Source organism: Thalassovita sp., from assembly GCF_965218685.1.
Taxonomy (GTDB): Bacteria; Pseudomonadota; Alphaproteobacteria; order Rhodobacterales; family Rhodobacteraceae; genus Thalassobius.
In genome coordinates this window covers 1,118,484-1,132,882 of the sequence record NZ_OZ244657.1, presented here as the reverse complement: position 1 = coordinate 1,132,882, position 14,399 = coordinate 1,118,484, and the positions used below count along the sequence as shown (strand labels likewise).

Below are 14,399 nucleotides of genomic sequence, written 5' to 3'. Positions count from 1 at the left end.
CTCACAGCTCCAGCATTGTCTTGGTCAGGATGTTGCGCTGAATCTCGTTCGATCCACCGAAAATCGAGGTTTTACGGTTGTTGAAATACCGCGCCGCGTTGTGGGCCGTATCGGCCGGGCCGAACATCAGGTTGCCGTCGGTCACATGTCCGGGGAACGGCGCTGCCGCCGGTCCCAATGCGCGCCGCGCAAGGTCCTTCAGCTCTTGATGGATAACGGTGCCTTTGATCTTCAGGATCGACGTTTCCGGCCCCGGAGCACCCTGCTGTTGCGCTTTGAACAACATCCGCAGGTTGGTGATTTTCATCGCCTCCAGATCAATCTCGACCTGCGCGATACGGGCGGCGAAGAGCGGGTCCTCGATCAATGGGCGACCGTTGCGCAGGGTCTTGCGCGCCAGTGCCTTCACCTCTTCCAGTGCCTGCATCGAAAAGCCCACACCAGCGATGCCGGTGCGTTCATGGGTCAGCAGATATTTGGCGATGGTCCAACCCTTGTTTTCCTCGCCGACAAGGTTGCCATAGGGCACGCGAACGTCGGTAAAGAACACCTCGTTCACCTCGTGGCCGCCCTCGATCAGTTTGATCGGGCGCACTTCGATGCCGGGAGTTTTCATGTCCACCAGGATGAACGAAATGCCTTCTTGCTGTTTCGCGTCCGGATCGGTGCGGCACAGGCAGAAGATCCAGTCAGCGTGTTGGCCCAGCGTGGTCCAGGTTTTCTGACCGTTGATGACCCATTCGTCGCCATCCCGGACAGCACGAGTTTTTAGGCTGGCCAGATCCGAGCCCGCGCCCGGTTCCGAATAGCCCTGACACCACCAATCGGTCCCGTCCAGAATTCGCGGCAGATAGTGATCCTGCTGTTCCTTGGAGCCGAATTTCTGCAGCACCGGGCCCAGCATGGACAGGCCGAATGGCACGATCCGCGGGGCATAAGCGCGGCAGCATTCCTCTTCGAAGATGTGCTTTTGGACCGGGCTCCAGCCGGGGCCGCCGAATTCCTTGGGCCAGATGGTCGCCAGCCAGCCGCGTTTGTTCAGAATGGCGTGCCATTCCTCCAACAGCTCTTTGGTCAGCTCCCCGCCCTCGCGCACGGCGTCCGAGATGTGTTTTGGCAGATTTTCCGCCAGATAGGCCCGGACTTCATCGCGAAATGCGATGTCCTCGGCTGAATAGCTCAGGTCCATTCGTTTTCCCCTCCCTCTATTTATTCAGATCCGCAAAGGTCGATCCGTCATCTGCCATCTTTTGCAGCAGGGCAGGTACCTGCCAGTAACGGGCGTCTTCCTTGGCGTATTCGGTGATGCGGCGCACCAGCTCGGCCGCGCCGATGGTGTCAGCATAGTGCAGCGGTCCACCGCGATGGCGCGGGAAACCGTAGCCAAACAAGAACACCATATCGACGTCCAGGGGACGTTTCGCGATACCTTCTTCGACCACGCGCGTCGCCTCGACGATCATCGCGGTCATATAGCGGTCAACGATGTCCTGATCGGTGAACTCCTGCGGTGTAATTCCCTTTTCAGCGCGCACCTCGTCGATGATTTTCGCAACCTCTGGATTCGGGATCGGCGCGCCGTTACCGTAGATATAGAAGCCCTGCCCGGTCTTGCGCCCGAACCAGCCGTTTTCGCAAATACGGTCGGCGACATCACCGCCATAGCGGTCCTCGGGATTGCGGGTGGCCGCGGTGCGTTTGCGGTTGGCCCAGCCTATATCCAGACCGGCCAGATCCCCAACCTTGTTAGGGCCCATGGCAAAACCAAAGCCCTCCAAAGCGTCATCCACCTGCTGCGGGCTGGCGCCGTCCAACACCAGGTACGAGGCGGTTTTCAGGTAGTGCGCCAGAATGCGGTTACCGATAAAGCCATCGCAGACCTGCGCCAGAACACCCACTTTTTTCAACCGCTTAGCCAGAGCGAACCCAGTGGCCAAAACGTCCGGCGCGGTCTTGGCGCCCTGCACGATTTCCAGCAGGCGCATCACGTGGGCCGGGCTGAAGAAGTGCAGGCCCAGTACGTCCTGCGGCCGATCGGTGCACTCGGCGATGTCGTTCACGTTCAGATAGGACGTGTTCGAGGCCAAGATCGCGCCGTCCTTACAGATGGTGTTCAGCTTGCCGAAAATGTCCTTTTTAACGTCCATGCTTTCAAACACTGCCTCGATCACCAGATCAACGTCGGCCAGATCTTCCATCGACAGCGATGGCTGCAGGCTGGCCAACGCCGCGTCTTTTCTGGCCTCGCTCAGCTTGCCGCGTTTCACCCCGCCCTCAAGGTTCTTGGTGATGGTGGCGACACCGCGATCCAGACCGTCCTGCGCAACCTCGATCAGGCGCACGGGGATGCCGGCCATCAGGCACGACGTCGCGATGCCCGAACCCATGGTACCGCCGCCGATCACGCCGATTTTGTTGATCTCGCGGGTATCGCCCTTGGCCTCGGGAATGTTGGACACGGCACGCTCGCCAAAGAACGCATGGATCATACCGGCACGCTGCGGGGTCTGCATCGAGTCCCAAAAGGCCTGACGTTCGATCTTCAACCCTTCGGTGCGGGGCAGGTACGAAGCGCGGACGGCCTCGACAATCTTATGCGGCGAGAACATATGCGCCTGCTTGGCCTTCAGCATCGCGGCGGTATCGTCCAGGGTTTTGTCGTCCTTGGGCGTATCCAGCGAGCATGTGGGCCGCGCCAGCAATTTACCGTCGATGATGTCCTGCGCGGCGGCCAGCGCCAGATCGCGCGGATCGCCGGTTTCCAGCCGGTCGATCAGCCCCTTTTCCAGGGCTTCCTGCGCGCCGACCATGCGGCCCGACAGGGACATGTCCAGCGCCATCGGGATGCCCGCCAGACGGGGCACACGCTGGGTGCCGCCAGCGCCGGGCAGCAGACCCAGGTTGATCTCGGGCAGGCCAACACGCAGGCCTTCGATGCCAACGCGGGCATGCGCGGCCAGCCCCAGCTCCAGCCCTCCACCCAGGGCGGTGCCGTGCATGATCGCAACGACCGGAATGTCGCTGTCTTCGATCACATTGTAGACGTCAGGCAGGTTGGGCGCCTGGGGCGGTTTACCGAATTCACGAATATCCGCGCCGGCCACAAAGGTCCGACCCGCAGCGTAGATCGCGATCGCCTTGGCGGCACCGTCTTCGTTCAACTGTTCGATTGCCTCTTGCAGGCCTTGGCGCACGGCCTGACCGGTCGCGTTCACCGGCGGGTTGTCGATGCAAATCAGGGCAATATCGCCCTCGCGTTCGATGGAGATCAGGTCGTTTACAGGGATTTTCGAAGCCATTTTTGCTCTTTCCGTTCTAGCGTTTGGGCAAGAGGATATGGCCGCCTCCACTGCGGGCGTCTCCTCCTTCGCATGCAAACTAATTCGTCGCCTTAGGGGCGTCAACTTGTGGAATTAGATTTTGCTGTGCAGAAAACGTAAATGTCGTAAGGTTACGAGATGATCTCGAACTTATTCACGTCCACCAGCCCGCGATCCGTGATTTTCAGCGCGGGAATCACCGGAAGCGCCAGAAAGGCCAGTTGCAGGAACGGCTCTTCCAGAGTCACGCCCAAGGATTGCGCGGCGGCCCGCAAGTCAATCAGCTGATCACGGACCGATTCGTAAGGATCCAGACTCATTAGCCCCGCCACGGGCAGCGGCAATTCCGCCAGAACCTGACCATCGCGCACGACGACGAATCCGCCCTCGATCTGCCCCAACCGGTTCGAGGCCAGCGCCATATCCTCATAGTCCGCGCCCACAACAGCGATGTTGTGGTGATCGTGGCAGACCGTTCCGGCGATGGCGCCATGCTGCAGACCAAAGCCACGCACGAACCCGGTGGCGATATTGCCGTTCTTGCCGTGTCGTTCGATTACGGCAATCTTGATCAGGTCGCGCCCTGGATCGGGACGTTTGTCGCCGTCCTGAATGGGGATCACCTCGTGCAAATGTTCGGTGATGATCTTGCCTTCGAGAATGCCGATCACGTCCGTGTCTTCGCGATTGCCTGCGGTGCGGAAATTATCCGCCGTCACGGTCGGCGCCTTGACCGAGTGCCGCCCGACCGGGTCAATCAGATAGCGCGCAGCGAAGGCGGCATCGGTCACCTCGACCCCGCCACACAGCACCATTTGCACATCGCATTTGGCAAGATCGGTAATGGTGACAATATCGGCGCGTTTACCCGGCGCGATCTGACCGCGATCTTTCAGTCCGAACGCCTCGGCTGCGGACAGGCTGGCGGCGCGATAGACGGCCAAGGGTGGCGCGCCCAGTTCAATCGCGGTGCGGATCATGTAATCCAGATGGCCGTATTCCGCGATGTCCAGCGGGTTCCGGTCATCCGTGCACAGGCAGATATAGGCCGAGTTTCGCTCTGTGATTATCGGGGCCAGCGCGTGCAGATCCTTGGAAACCGAGCCTTCGCGGATCAGCACCCGCATCCCTTTGCGCAGCTTTTCCAGCGCTTCTTCGGCGGTGGTTGCCTCGTGCTCTGTGCGGATGCCGGCGGCGATATAGGCGTTCAGATCGTTGCCCGACAGTTGCGGGCAGTGCCCATCGATATGCTGGCCACGAAAAAGCTCTAACTTCTCCATCACACCGGGATCCTGGAACAAGACGCCGGGGAAGTTCATGAATTCGGCCAGGCCAATACCCGCAGGATGCCCCATCAGGGGCTTCAAATCTGCCGCTTCGATCCGGGCACCGGCGGTTTCCATCTCGGTCGAAGGCACGCACGAACTGAGCTGCACTTTGATATCCATCAGGCAGCGCGTTGCAGCGTCCTGAAAATAGCGGATGCCGTCCGGACCGATCACATTGGCGATCTCGTGTGGATCGCAAATCGCGGTGGTCACCCCGTGCGGCAGCACGCAGCGGTCGAATTCAAACGGTGTGACCAGCGAACTTTCGATGTGCAGATGTGTGTCGATGAACCCCGGCACCAGGATTTGCCCCGTTACGTCAATCTCGCGCGCGACGTCATAGCTGCCGCAGATGCCCACAATCGTGCCCTCACAGATCGCAACATCGCCCTCCAACAGCTCTCCGGTGACAACGTCCAACACCTTGCCACCCTTTAGAACCAGATCCGCGGGGGCCAGACCTCGGGCCTGTTGGATGATGCGGGACAGATCGGTCATTCGGCGCCTCTTCGGTGTTTTGCGCATGGTGCCACAGCCCGCATAAAATGGCGAGGCAGCTTCCCCTCCTAAATCGGCCTTCAAAGCCGGGGCATTAGGCGCTATCTGAGAGGCAAGGCCCCAGACAAAGGCCCCTGATAACAGGATCCGCTGCATGCGCTTTTTCAAATGGTATTTCGGCAAAGATCCCGAACTGCGAGCTGCGTTCGAGAATATCCCCGACACGCCCGAAGGCGCCGAGCTGACCCGGTTCTACATGCGCTGGGTCGATCACGAGGTCTTGCGCCACGTCTGGAGCAACCTATCCCAGATCGCGCCGGGGGTTTGGCGGGGCAACCATCCCACGCGTAAACGCTGGCTGTGGCTGAAGTCCCAGGGCATTCGCACAGTGATCAACTTTCGCGGCATCAGCAACAAACCTCATTTCCGGCTGGAGCAGGACATCTGCGCCGAGCTGGGGTTCGAGTTAATTAACGTCAGCGGCATGGGCGCCCGGAGCGCTCCGCCCAAAGAGTCACTGCTGCGCATGCTCGAAGTGTTCCGCACCACCCAGCGCCCGTTCTTCATGCACTGCAAATCGGGGGCGGATCGGACCAGCCTTGCCTCGGCCATTTACCTGATGGTGATCGAAGGACAGCCCGTATCCGAGGCCCGCAAAATGATGTCGCGCCGCTTTATCCACTTCAAATCCACACGCTCGGGCGTTCTGGACGCGGTTCTGGATGCCTACGAGGCACATGGTGGCGATTTCGAAACCTGGGTTCGCGATCACTATGACCCGGCCGCCCTGCAAGCGGCATTTGACAAGGGCTATGCCGCGCGCAAGTCTCGCAAGGCGTAAAGAAAGGGCTGACATGACTCAGCAACGGATTTTGGTGATCGGCACCGGCTCGATCGGGATGCGCCACGCTGGCAATATCGAGCAGTTGGGCGGTATCGCTGAACGCCTGTCCCTGCGCGAACTGGGGCTGGAGGGCGTGCTGAAAAGCATCGCCAGCGCAAAGGCCCAGGGCGCCGTGATCGCCACCGCCACGCAATTGCGCCAACCGCTGATCGAAGCGTGTGCAGCCAACGCTTTGCCGGTCTACGTGGAAAAACCCGTGGCCTACACGCGGCAGGGACTGGCCGATTTCTATAACGCGGCCGCGCCCGTCGCCGACCGCAGCATCGCCGGTTTCATGATGCGCTATCACCCGTTGCTGCGCCCCTTGCAGGACATTGTTGCAAAGGACGCCGTGTTCCGCTTTGATTTTGAGATCGGCCATGACGTGACCCAGTGGCGCGCGAACTGGTCTTTCGCCGACAGTTATGCCGCTTTGCCTCAGGGCGGCGGCGTCCTGTTGGACCTGTGTCACGAGCTGGACCTGGCGCATACCCTGTTTCCGAACACCGCTCTGAAAACGGTCGAAAGCCTTGGGCATGACGATTTCCCCGGCGTGGACATGGCCACGCAAATCGCGCTGGCGGGACCGGGTCAGACAGGCTCGGTCGCGATGGACTATTTGGCGCCGGTGTTTTCCCGCGTGATCCGCCTGCGCGGTCAGGGCGCAATCGCCGAATGTGACCTGCTGACCGGCACCATCACCCGCCGCCTGCCCGATGCCGCACCTGAAATCACCCAGGTCGAGTTTGACCGCAACGCCATGTTCCTGGGCGCCATGGCTGACTTCATGGCGCTGATCGACGGCAAAGAGGCCCCCTCGGCCAACCCCAACATTCCCCGCCTGGACCGGGCGCGTCCCAGCTGCGAGATGATCGCGAACGCCTGGGCCGACCGTCAGTTCTGCGGCACCATCAAAAAGGACATGACATGATCCTGGGTCATATCGGCGCCCGAAAGGGCTCTAAGGGCGTTCCGCGCAAGAACTTCCGCGAAATTTGCGGCAAACCTCTGATCGATTGGTCGCTGGACCAGCTGCTGGAACATCCCCGCGTGGATGCCGTGGTTGTGTCCACCGATGACGAGGAAATCTATGAGCACGCCATCGCCAAGGGTGCGCTGAAAATGGGGCTGCGGCCCGCGCATCTGGCCAGTGACACGGCTGGGAAATGGCAGGTTTGGCAGCACGCTTTGGAGGTGTCTGAGGAAATTCTGGGCGAGCCTGTCACCGCGTTTCTGGATCTCGATTGCACCTCGCCCCTGCGGCTGATGGAGGATATCGACAACGCACTGAACCTGTTCTTCGACGAAAAACCGGACATGGTGATGTCGTGCTGTGATGCGCATAAGAACCCGTACTTCAACCTGGTTGAACCGGATGAAACCGGGGCTTTGCAGGTGTCCAAACCCCTGCCCGGCGGCGTTGTCGCCCGTCAACAGGCGCCGAAAGTGTATGAACACGCAGCCTCGACCTATGTGGTTGCGCCGGACTATCTGCGCCGCGCGAACGCCCTGTATGAAGGCCGCGTGATCCCCTATGTGATGCCACAAGAGCGCTGCGCCGACATCGACACACCGCTTGATTTCCGCATCGTCGAATTCCTCATGAAAGACAGAGAGACCCACCATGACTGACCAGTTGAAAGACCGCACCATTTTCATCACCGGCTCGGGCGGGGTGCTGGGGTCAACCTACGTGCGGCGGATGCTGGATCAAGGCGCGCGCGTGATCTCTACCGACTTGCCCGGCCACCGTGCGGATGCGCTGCAAGAGGCACACGCGGGCAATGAAAACTTCCGCTTCTACGATCTGGACGTGGGCAGCGAAGAGCAGATCGAAGAGATTTTCAAACGCGTTCTGGCCGACGGGTGGGAGCCCAACGTGGTGCTGAACAACGCTGCCATCACAGGCGAGATGCTGATGGGCGCGGGCAAACCCTTTCCTGATTTCGCCGATACCAGCGTCGCCGATTTCGAGCGCACAATGCGCACCAACCTGACCGGCGCCTTCATGATCGCGCGCCAGATGGACCGCGATATTGTTGGCAACTGGCCGTGCACGCTGATCAACGTCGCGTCCATGTACGCGCTGAACGGGGCACATCACCCGATCTATGACGGGATGCCGTTCAAGAATTTCTCGGCCTATGGCGTGTCCAAGGCAGGCATCCACGGGCTGACGGTTTGGCTGGCGGGCTACTGGGCGGATCGCAAGGCCACGGTAAACACCATCGCGCCCGGCGCCGTGTTCAACGGCCATTCGGATGAATTCCAAAAGCGTGTAGGCGAGCTGATCATGGCGGGTCGCATGGCCCAACCCGACGAGATTGCAGACGTGATGCTGTTCCTGGCCAGCGCGCAGTCGGGCTATATGACCGGGCAGCTTGTTAACGTGGATGGGGGCTTTAGCGCCTGGTAATCCCTTGTGACCGCGCATGATCCAGCAGGCCCGGAAGGGCCTGCAAGGTGCGGGCCACGCCACCCGAATGGGTTTCGAAAAACGCGGTCATCTGGCTTTCAGAAGGCACAGGCGCTGACGGGGCAAGCGCTTGCGCCAGGGCATCCGCATCAGCGCATTGGGTTAAAACCCCGGCTTTGATCGCATCCAGCGCGGGATATTCGATCGTCCAAATCTCAGGCCCGACGAACACGGGTCTTTGCAACGCCAGGGGCTCGATCACGTTATGCGCGCCCTTTGGGGTAAAGCCGCCGCCCACCACCGCACGATCCGTCAGCGCAAGATAGAAATACATCTCGCCCAGGCTGTCGCCCAACAGGATATCGGCGTCATGCGGCACTTCTCCGGACAGATCAGCGTTCAGCACCTCCGAGCGCCGCGCAACCGTCCAGCCGCGCGCCTTGATCATCTGCGCGACCTCGTCAAATCGCTCGGGTGCGCGCGGCACATAAACGACCCGAGGCCTGGGCTGGCCCGCCGCGTCAGCGTCTGCCAGCATCCGCGCGATGGCATCAAGATACAGGTCGTCCTCGCCCTCGACCGCGCTGGCAATGGTGAATGCAGGGCGCGCGCCAGGCCACTGGTTACGCAGGGCGTCCGCTGCCGTCAGCAGGCCTGAAGCAATCGGCTGATCAAAGCGCATCTCACCGGTCATGCGGATCGCGGCGTCGGGAACGCCAAGCGCGCGGAACCGATCGGCCTGTACGTCATTCTTGATCATCACGCCGGCAAACCCTCGCACCAGTTGACCACGCAACCGATCCTTGTCGCGCGCGTAGCTTTTCGAGGGATACTGGCCATTGCACAAGAACAGGGGTACGCCATGTTTGCGGGCGCTCGCAATCATGCGCGGCCAGAACTCGACCTCCATGACCAACCCGAAACGCGGGCGGAAGGCTTTGAAAAACAGCCGAAACGAAAGATCATATTCAAAGGGAACCCAGACGGGCACAACGCGTCCCTCAGCGATCTGAGCGCCAAAGATCTTGAGGATATCGCGCCGCCCGGCAGGGGTGAAATGGGTGATCACCAGTGTCTCGCCCTGATCCAGAAAGGCGCGGATCAATGGTACTGCCGAGCGGAATTCACCGATCGAAACAGTGTGAATCCAGATCGTATCGCGCAGCCGCTGGGAATGCAGGCCAAAGCGCTGGCGCAGGTCCTGGCCATAGGCCGCATCCTTGCGCGCACGCCGCCGGATATAAAGCAGGATCAGCGGCAGCGCGACGACCCACAAAAGCCCCCAGAACGCCAGGAACAGTCTCATGCGAAAGCTGGGGAAATTGGTCATCACGCGGATCCGAGGGCGGTGTCCAGATCGGACAGCAATTGCTTTGCCAGCAGCTCTACCAACTCGCGACCCTCTTGGACAAGAGCCTTGGCGCGGGCGGGCTGACGGGCAGTTGCCGGGGCGGTCAGCGCGCGGGCCAGCTCCGCTGCGCTGGTGACTTGGGTGGCTGCATTGGCCACGTCCAGCGCTTCGTAATCAGTGCGGAAATTGGCCGTCTGCGGACCATGCAGGATGGCGCATCCCAGCGCGGCGGCCTCCCACGGGTTATGGCCTTGAATGTCGCTGAAGGTTCCGCCGATCAGGGCAGTTTCGGCAAGACGATACAACAGACCCATCTCGCCGGTTGTGTCGGCGACATAGACTTCGGTGTCGGCGTCGGGTAGCTCGTCGTTCGAGCGGCGCCGGGTCTGCAAGCCCATAGCACGCACAGTAGTTTCGATCTCCGCCCCGCGATGAGCATAGCGCGGCGCGACGATCAGTAATCCGGGCGCATCGGCATTGCGATACGCGTCCAGCGCGATTGCTTCGTCCTGAGGGTGCGTTGACGCGGCCAGCCAGATCCGGCGTCCCATCAAAGACGCAACAAGCAACGCCCGTTCATCGGGCTGATCGGCCAAGGGGGCCGCAGCCGGTTTCAGCGACCCTTCGATCGTTGCGACACCGCCCAGATCAGTGATGAACCCAGCCGTCTGCTCGTCCTGCGCCCAGATCCGCGCAAAGCAGCCATAGGTCGCACGATAAAGACGGGGCATTCTTGCACGGCGCGTAAAAGCATCCGCGTTCATCCGTGCGTTGATCCACATCTGCGGGATACCGCGCTTGGCCGTGGCATGTACCAGTCCGGGCCAGATGTCCTGCTCGGACCAGACGGCCAGATCAGGGCTCCAATGGTCAAGAAATCGGCGGCGCGCGCGCGGGCAATCAATCGGCAAGAACTGGTGAAGCGCACCGGAAAGACCATTCGCCGCCAACGCCTCGGCCGAGCCACGGGTGCCGCTGGTAACAAGGATGTTCAAATCGGGCCGCGCAGATTTCAGCGCCACGATCAAGGCGCGCAGGGCCAGAGCCTCGCCCAAACCGACGGCATGCATCCAGATCAGTGGCCCGTCCGGCCGTTGCACCGATGCTTTGCCCAGCTTTTCCTGCCAGCGTTCGGGCAGTTCTTTGCCCTTTTTCAGCCGATGCCGCAAAAGCGTGGGCGCCAAGGGGCACAGCAGCCTGGTCACCAGCAGGTAAAGGCCAAAGCCCCGCCCGCTATGGCCCCGCGCCCTAGCCAATGTCCTGAAATTCTTTTTGCAAAGACCGACTCCAGAACGCGGGATCGTTCAGCAGGTCGACAAAGCGACCGGCGGTGTTTCCCGCGCCGAAACCGGTGTGGGCCTCGTAACGTTTACCCCATTCATCAGCCAGAAAGCGCAGGATCGTTTCGCGGTCTGCAGCCTGCGCCGAGGTGACCGAGCCTGCATCGCTGCGCCGTGCCTGACGGGTGCCGATATCCAGCGAAGGAATACCCAGGAAAGGCGCCTCGCGCACCCCGGCAGACGAGTTTCCGACGATCCCCGAGGCATGTTTCATCAGTTCGGAAAAATGTGCGAACCGCATCGACGGGATAAGGCGGAACCGCACTTTAGGAAGGGCTTCGATCACCGACAGGATGTCTGCGGCGCCGGGATCATTGTTGGGCAGAATGACCACGAAGTTGCGGCCCGATTGTTCCATCGCGCTGAACAGATCGGCAGCTTGCTGGCCCATCGTCGCGGCCTCGGAGGTCACAGGATGAAAAGTGCAGACCCCGTAGTCGTCAAAGGGGATGTCATAATGGCTGCGCACCTCGTCGATGGTCACGCCCGAGGACCGGCCATGAAAATCCAGCTCGGGTGAGCCGATGGCATGGATCGCCTCGGCAGGCTCGCCCAGCGCCATCACGCGCCGCGCTGCCTGGTCCGAACTGACAAGGTGGCAATAGGCCAGCTTGGTGTTGCAGTGCCGGAAAATCTCGTCGATCGTGCCGCTGACTTCGCCGCCTTCAACATGAGCGCAACGCACATAGTTGGTGGCGCAGACCAGTGCGGCTGCCAGCGCCTCAACCCGGTCACCGTGGACGACAACCAGATCGGGCTGCGCTTCGGTCAGATAGTCGGAAAAACCCATTACCGTCTTGGCCAGCACCATGTCCTGAGGATCACCCGCGCGCTGGTTCTGGAATTCATGAACGGTGGCGCCTTCGACCCTGTGCACCTCGACCTTGGTCAGGCCATAGCGCTGCATCATGTGCATGCCGGTCACGAAAAACGCGATATCAAAGCCCGCATCACGTGCGGCGATCGCCAAGGGTTCGATTTTCCCAAAATCGGCGCGGGTGCCAGTCACGAAAAGAAGTTTACGGGTCATTCGGGCCTCGAAATGCGATGACGGGTCGTCGTTTGTCATACCAATCCGGGAGGTATGGTCCCTGCCCGTCTGAAACCGTTGCTTTATCTCACAACCGCCAAAGCTGCACAATCTTATCCGTCGGCATGTTGATCGCACATGGCCTGCAGTTCACGCATCACCGGTTTGGGGGGCGCGGGGATTTCGCCAGCCAGGACCGCTGTCAGGTAGGCCCGGCGCCACAGCATTGCCAAACGGTCGTTCGACTTTTTCAAAATGGGATAGGCGTTCAGATGCACCATGGCATAGGGAAAAGCGCTGTAAATATTCTCGCGCGAGATCGCGTTTTTGATATGCTCGCGCGCACGCTCTGGCCATGCCGGATCGTCAAACGAAGCCAGAAGCTCTTGCTGCTCCACCTCGTACTCGGGATAGATATGGGCCGCGTGTTGAACCGTTTTTTCAAGAAACGCCCGGTCCATGTCTGCAATCCGCGCCAGAAAATCAGGCTTCGAGAATAGTCCGTGAACCGATTTTCCCGCCGATTGCATGGCAAGGCTAAAGCCGCGTTCCCCCCGACGGATGACCTTGTACTTGTTCGAGGTAATCCGCAGACCGCGCCAGAAATCTTGAAACGCGCGGGATTGAAAAAGCCGCTGTGGAACATGGTACAAATAGCTTTCCAGAAAGCGGATTTTCTTACGCTCCCGCAGGATTGTGCCGCTCAGATCGGCTTGGGATTGCTCCAGCGCCGGGATCAGGGGGGGCTGGCTTAGCGTCGGAAACCAAATGCTGTCGTTCAAGATCAGCAAATGTTGCGGCGTGATATCCCAAGCAAGCAGTTGCAGGATGCCGTCCCGGTATCCGCCCATGTCATAGCCGAAATTCGGGCGCTCCATGATCCGCCAGGCCTGCGGGTGCAATCGTGTCTTGTCCGCGTCGCTGATCGGTGTGTTCGACACCACAAAGGGGGCATAGCCGTGCTCTTGCAAATGGCCCAGGGTGCTCAACGTGCTGTCAAGGATCCCGTCCGGTTGATAGAGCAGCACAATCGCGATCTTGCCGGATTGCGGAACGCCTCCGTCTGCGCACGGAAACCCTGCCGCAAAGGCGCGGTCATGCCGGCGGCGGGCGATGGGCTCGAGGAAAAACTCGGGAATCGCGGACAGCTGCTGCTTGAAGCGCGCCCATTCCTGGCGAAGTTTCCACGCCGGGATCATTCTGCGAAATCGCTCCATTTCAGCTGCTGGTTCCGGGTGACAGCGACCTTCAGCGTCTGGCCCACAACCTTGTCAAACTCGTAGCCCGGAATATCGCCCGAGCCGGGGCGGCGGGCCCAGATGTCGGCCTCGGTAATGACGTGGCCAGCGGGCAGATCAGCATCCGCCACAACGGAGGCGCGGGCGAAGCGATAGACGTCTTCCTCGGGGCCGGTGCGTTTCTTGTCGTTGTTGGCGGCAATCCAGATTTCGCGCGAGCGGTCGATCAGGTGGCGCAATTCGCTGGGGTCCATCGAGCACGAAATGTCCGGTCCCTTGCGATAGCGCGTGTCGGTATAGTGACGCTCCAGAATGCAGGCGCCCAGCGCGACCGATGCCAGCGCCATTTCCGGCCCGATCGAGTGGTCCGAGAAACCGACAACAGCGTTCGGAAAGGCGTTCTTCAGCTCGGTCACACCTTTCAGCGAGACGATCTCGGCCGGCGAGGGATACAGGTTGGTGCATTCCAACAAGGCGTATTCCACACCCGCGTCTTCCAGTATCTGCACACTGGCGCGCATGGTTTCGATCGTCTGCATGCCCGTGGACAGGATCACCGGCTTGCCCTTGCGCGCGATGTGGCGGATCAGCGGCAGGTTATCCGCCTCACCCGAACCGATCTTATAGGCGGGCACGTCCAGCCCTTCCAGGAAATCGGCGGCGGCTCGACTAAAGGGTGTGGAAATCCAGATCAGACCCAGTTCCTCGGAATAGCGTTTCAGCTCGGCCTCGTCCTCAAGCGAGAGGGCACATTGTTTCATCACCTCCCATATCGAGACATCGGCATTGGGTGGGAAAATCTGCTTGGCCTCGTCGGTCATTTCGTCTTCGACGATATGGGTCTGGTGCTTGATCATCTCGCAGCCAGATGCCGCCGCCAGACGCACCATTTCCTTGGCCGTCTCAAGCGAGCCACCATGATTGATGCCGATCTCGGCGATGACCAGAGGCGGGTGGTCGGGGCCAATCTCACGATGAGCGATTTTCATGCCGAA

At 60.6% G+C, this 14,399-nt stretch carries 12 protein-coding genes; 4 read left to right on the top strand and 8 right to left on the bottom strand.

Going from position 1 to position 14,399, the window contains the following annotated elements:
- Position 1: 1 nt before the first annotated feature.
- From ACOQOQ_RS05755 to ade, 3 genes are all read right to left on the bottom strand, one after another.
- A complete protein-coding gene (locus tag ACOQOQ_RS05755) occupies positions 2 to 1,189 on the bottom strand; it encodes an acyl-CoA dehydrogenase family protein (RefSeq protein ID WP_420569181.1) in 1,188 nt (395 codons plus the stop codon).
- Between the two features lie 16 nt (positions 1,190 to 1,205).
- Positions 1,206 to 3,299 (bottom strand): 3-hydroxyacyl-CoA dehydrogenase NAD-binding domain-containing protein, encoded by a 2,094-nt coding sequence (locus ACOQOQ_RS05750; protein WP_420569180.1) that lies wholly within the window; start codon positions 3,297 to 3,299, stop codon positions 1,206 to 1,208.
- A gap of 152 nt (positions 3,300 to 3,451) precedes the next feature.
- Entirely contained in the window at positions 3,452 to 5,146 is a 1,695-nt protein-coding gene (gene ade / locus ACOQOQ_RS05745; RefSeq protein ID WP_420569179.1) for an adenine deaminase, read from the bottom strand.
- A 154-nt stretch (positions 5,147 to 5,300) separates the two neighbouring features.
- Here ade and ACOQOQ_RS05740 point away from each other — a divergent pair, with 154 nt between their 5' ends.
- Genes ACOQOQ_RS05740 through ACOQOQ_RS05725 form a run of 4 tightly spaced genes read left to right on the top strand, consistent with a single transcriptional unit; the run spans position 5,301 to position 8,445 of the window.
- Positions 5,301 to 5,987 (top strand): fused DSP-PTPase phosphatase/NAD kinase-like protein, encoded by a 687-nt coding sequence (locus ACOQOQ_RS05740; protein WP_420569178.1) that lies wholly within the window; start codon positions 5,301 to 5,303, stop codon positions 5,985 to 5,987.
- 13 nt (positions 5,988 to 6,000) lie between these two features.
- Entirely contained in the window at positions 6,001 to 6,960 is a 960-nt protein-coding gene (locus tag ACOQOQ_RS05735; RefSeq protein WP_420569177.1) for a Gfo/Idh/MocA family protein, read from the top strand.
- Positions 6,957 to 7,661, top strand: a complete 705-nt coding sequence (locus ACOQOQ_RS05730) for a cytidylyltransferase domain-containing protein (protein WP_420569176.1) — start codon at positions 6,957 to 6,959, stop codon at positions 7,659 to 7,661. Before ACOQOQ_RS05735 ends, ACOQOQ_RS05730 begins: the two co-directional genes overlap by 4 nt.
- Positions 7,654 to 8,445 carry an SDR family NAD(P)-dependent oxidoreductase gene (locus ACOQOQ_RS05725; protein WP_420569175.1) on the top strand — a complete coding sequence of 264 codons (792 nt, stop codon included), beginning with the start codon at positions 7,654 to 7,656 and terminating at the stop codon, positions 8,443 to 8,445. Before ACOQOQ_RS05730 ends, ACOQOQ_RS05725 begins: the two co-directional genes overlap by 8 nt.
- On the opposite strand, the gene ACOQOQ_RS05720 is transcribed toward ACOQOQ_RS05725, so the two are convergent.
- The 5 genes from ACOQOQ_RS05720 to ACOQOQ_RS05700 form a co-directional block, all read right to left on the bottom strand.
- Entirely contained in the window at positions 8,432 to 9,775 is a 1,344-nt protein-coding gene (locus ACOQOQ_RS05720) for a 3-deoxy-D-manno-octulosonic acid transferase (protein ID WP_420569174.1), read from the bottom strand. The two genes, ACOQOQ_RS05725 and ACOQOQ_RS05720, sit on opposite strands and share 14 nt — an antisense overlap.
- A complete protein-coding gene (locus ACOQOQ_RS05715; RefSeq protein ID WP_420569173.1) occupies positions 9,775 to 11,001 on the bottom strand; it encodes a 3-deoxy-D-manno-octulosonic acid transferase in 1,227 nt (408 codons plus the stop codon). The genes ACOQOQ_RS05720 and ACOQOQ_RS05715 overlap by 1 nt, the downstream gene beginning before the upstream one ends.
- 43 nt (positions 11,002 to 11,044) lie before the next feature.
- A complete protein-coding gene (gene neuC / locus ACOQOQ_RS05710) occupies positions 11,045 to 12,166 on the bottom strand; it encodes a UDP-N-acetylglucosamine 2-epimerase (protein ID WP_420569172.1) in 1,122 nt (373 codons plus the stop codon).
- Between the two features lie 113 nt (positions 12,167 to 12,279).
- Positions 12,280 to 13,365, bottom strand: coding sequence for a rhamnan synthesis F family protein (locus tag ACOQOQ_RS05705; RefSeq protein ID WP_420569171.1), 1,086 nt, complete (start codon positions 13,363 to 13,365; stop codon positions 12,280 to 12,282).
- Positions 13,362 to 14,393 carry an N-acetylneuraminate synthase family protein gene (locus ACOQOQ_RS05700; protein WP_420569170.1) on the bottom strand — a complete coding sequence of 344 codons (1,032 nt, stop codon included), beginning with the start codon at positions 14,391 to 14,393 and terminating at the stop codon, positions 13,362 to 13,364. Before ACOQOQ_RS05700 ends, ACOQOQ_RS05705 begins: the two co-directional genes overlap by 4 nt.
- Between the last annotated feature and the right edge of the window lie 6 nt (positions 14,394 to 14,399).

Excerpts from the sequence above, each read along its gene's own strand:
- ACOQOQ_RS05755 (WP_420569181.1), bottom strand. The coding sequence starts at position 1,189 with ATGGACCTGAGCTATTCAGCCGAGGACATCGCATTTCGCGATGAAGTC.
- ACOQOQ_RS05750 (WP_420569180.1), bottom strand. The coding sequence starts at position 3,299 with ATGGCTTCGAAAATCCCTGTAAACGACCTGATCTCCATCGAACGCGAG.
- ade (WP_420569179.1), bottom strand. The coding sequence starts at position 5,146 with ATGACCGATCTGTCCCGCATCATCCAACAGGCCCGAGGTCTGGCCCCC.
- ACOQOQ_RS05740 (WP_420569178.1), top strand. The coding sequence starts at position 5,301 with ATGCGCTTTTTCAAATGGTATTTCGGCAAAGATCCCGAACTGCGAGCT.
- ACOQOQ_RS05735 (WP_420569177.1), top strand. The coding sequence starts at position 6,001 with ATGACTCAGCAACGGATTTTGGTGATCGGCACCGGCTCGATCGGGATG.
- ACOQOQ_RS05730 (WP_420569176.1), top strand. The coding sequence starts at position 6,957 with ATGATCCTGGGTCATATCGGCGCCCGAAAGGGCTCTAAGGGCGTTCCG.
- ACOQOQ_RS05725 (WP_420569175.1), top strand. The coding sequence starts at position 7,654 with ATGACTGACCAGTTGAAAGACCGCACCATTTTCATCACCGGCTCGGGC.
- ACOQOQ_RS05720 (WP_420569174.1), bottom strand. The coding sequence starts at position 9,775 with ATGACCAATTTCCCCAGCTTTCGCATGAGACTGTTCCTGGCGTTCTGG.
- neuC (WP_420569172.1), bottom strand. The coding sequence starts at position 12,166 with ATGACCCGTAAACTTCTTTTCGTGACTGGCACCCGCGCCGATTTTGGG.
- ACOQOQ_RS05705 (WP_420569171.1), bottom strand. The coding sequence starts at position 13,365 with ATGATCCCGGCGTGGAAACTTCGCCAGGAATGGGCGCGCTTCAAGCAG.
- ACOQOQ_RS05700 (WP_420569170.1), bottom strand. The coding sequence starts at position 14,393 with ATGAAAATCGCTCATCGTGAGATTGGCCCCGACCACCCGCCTCTGGTC.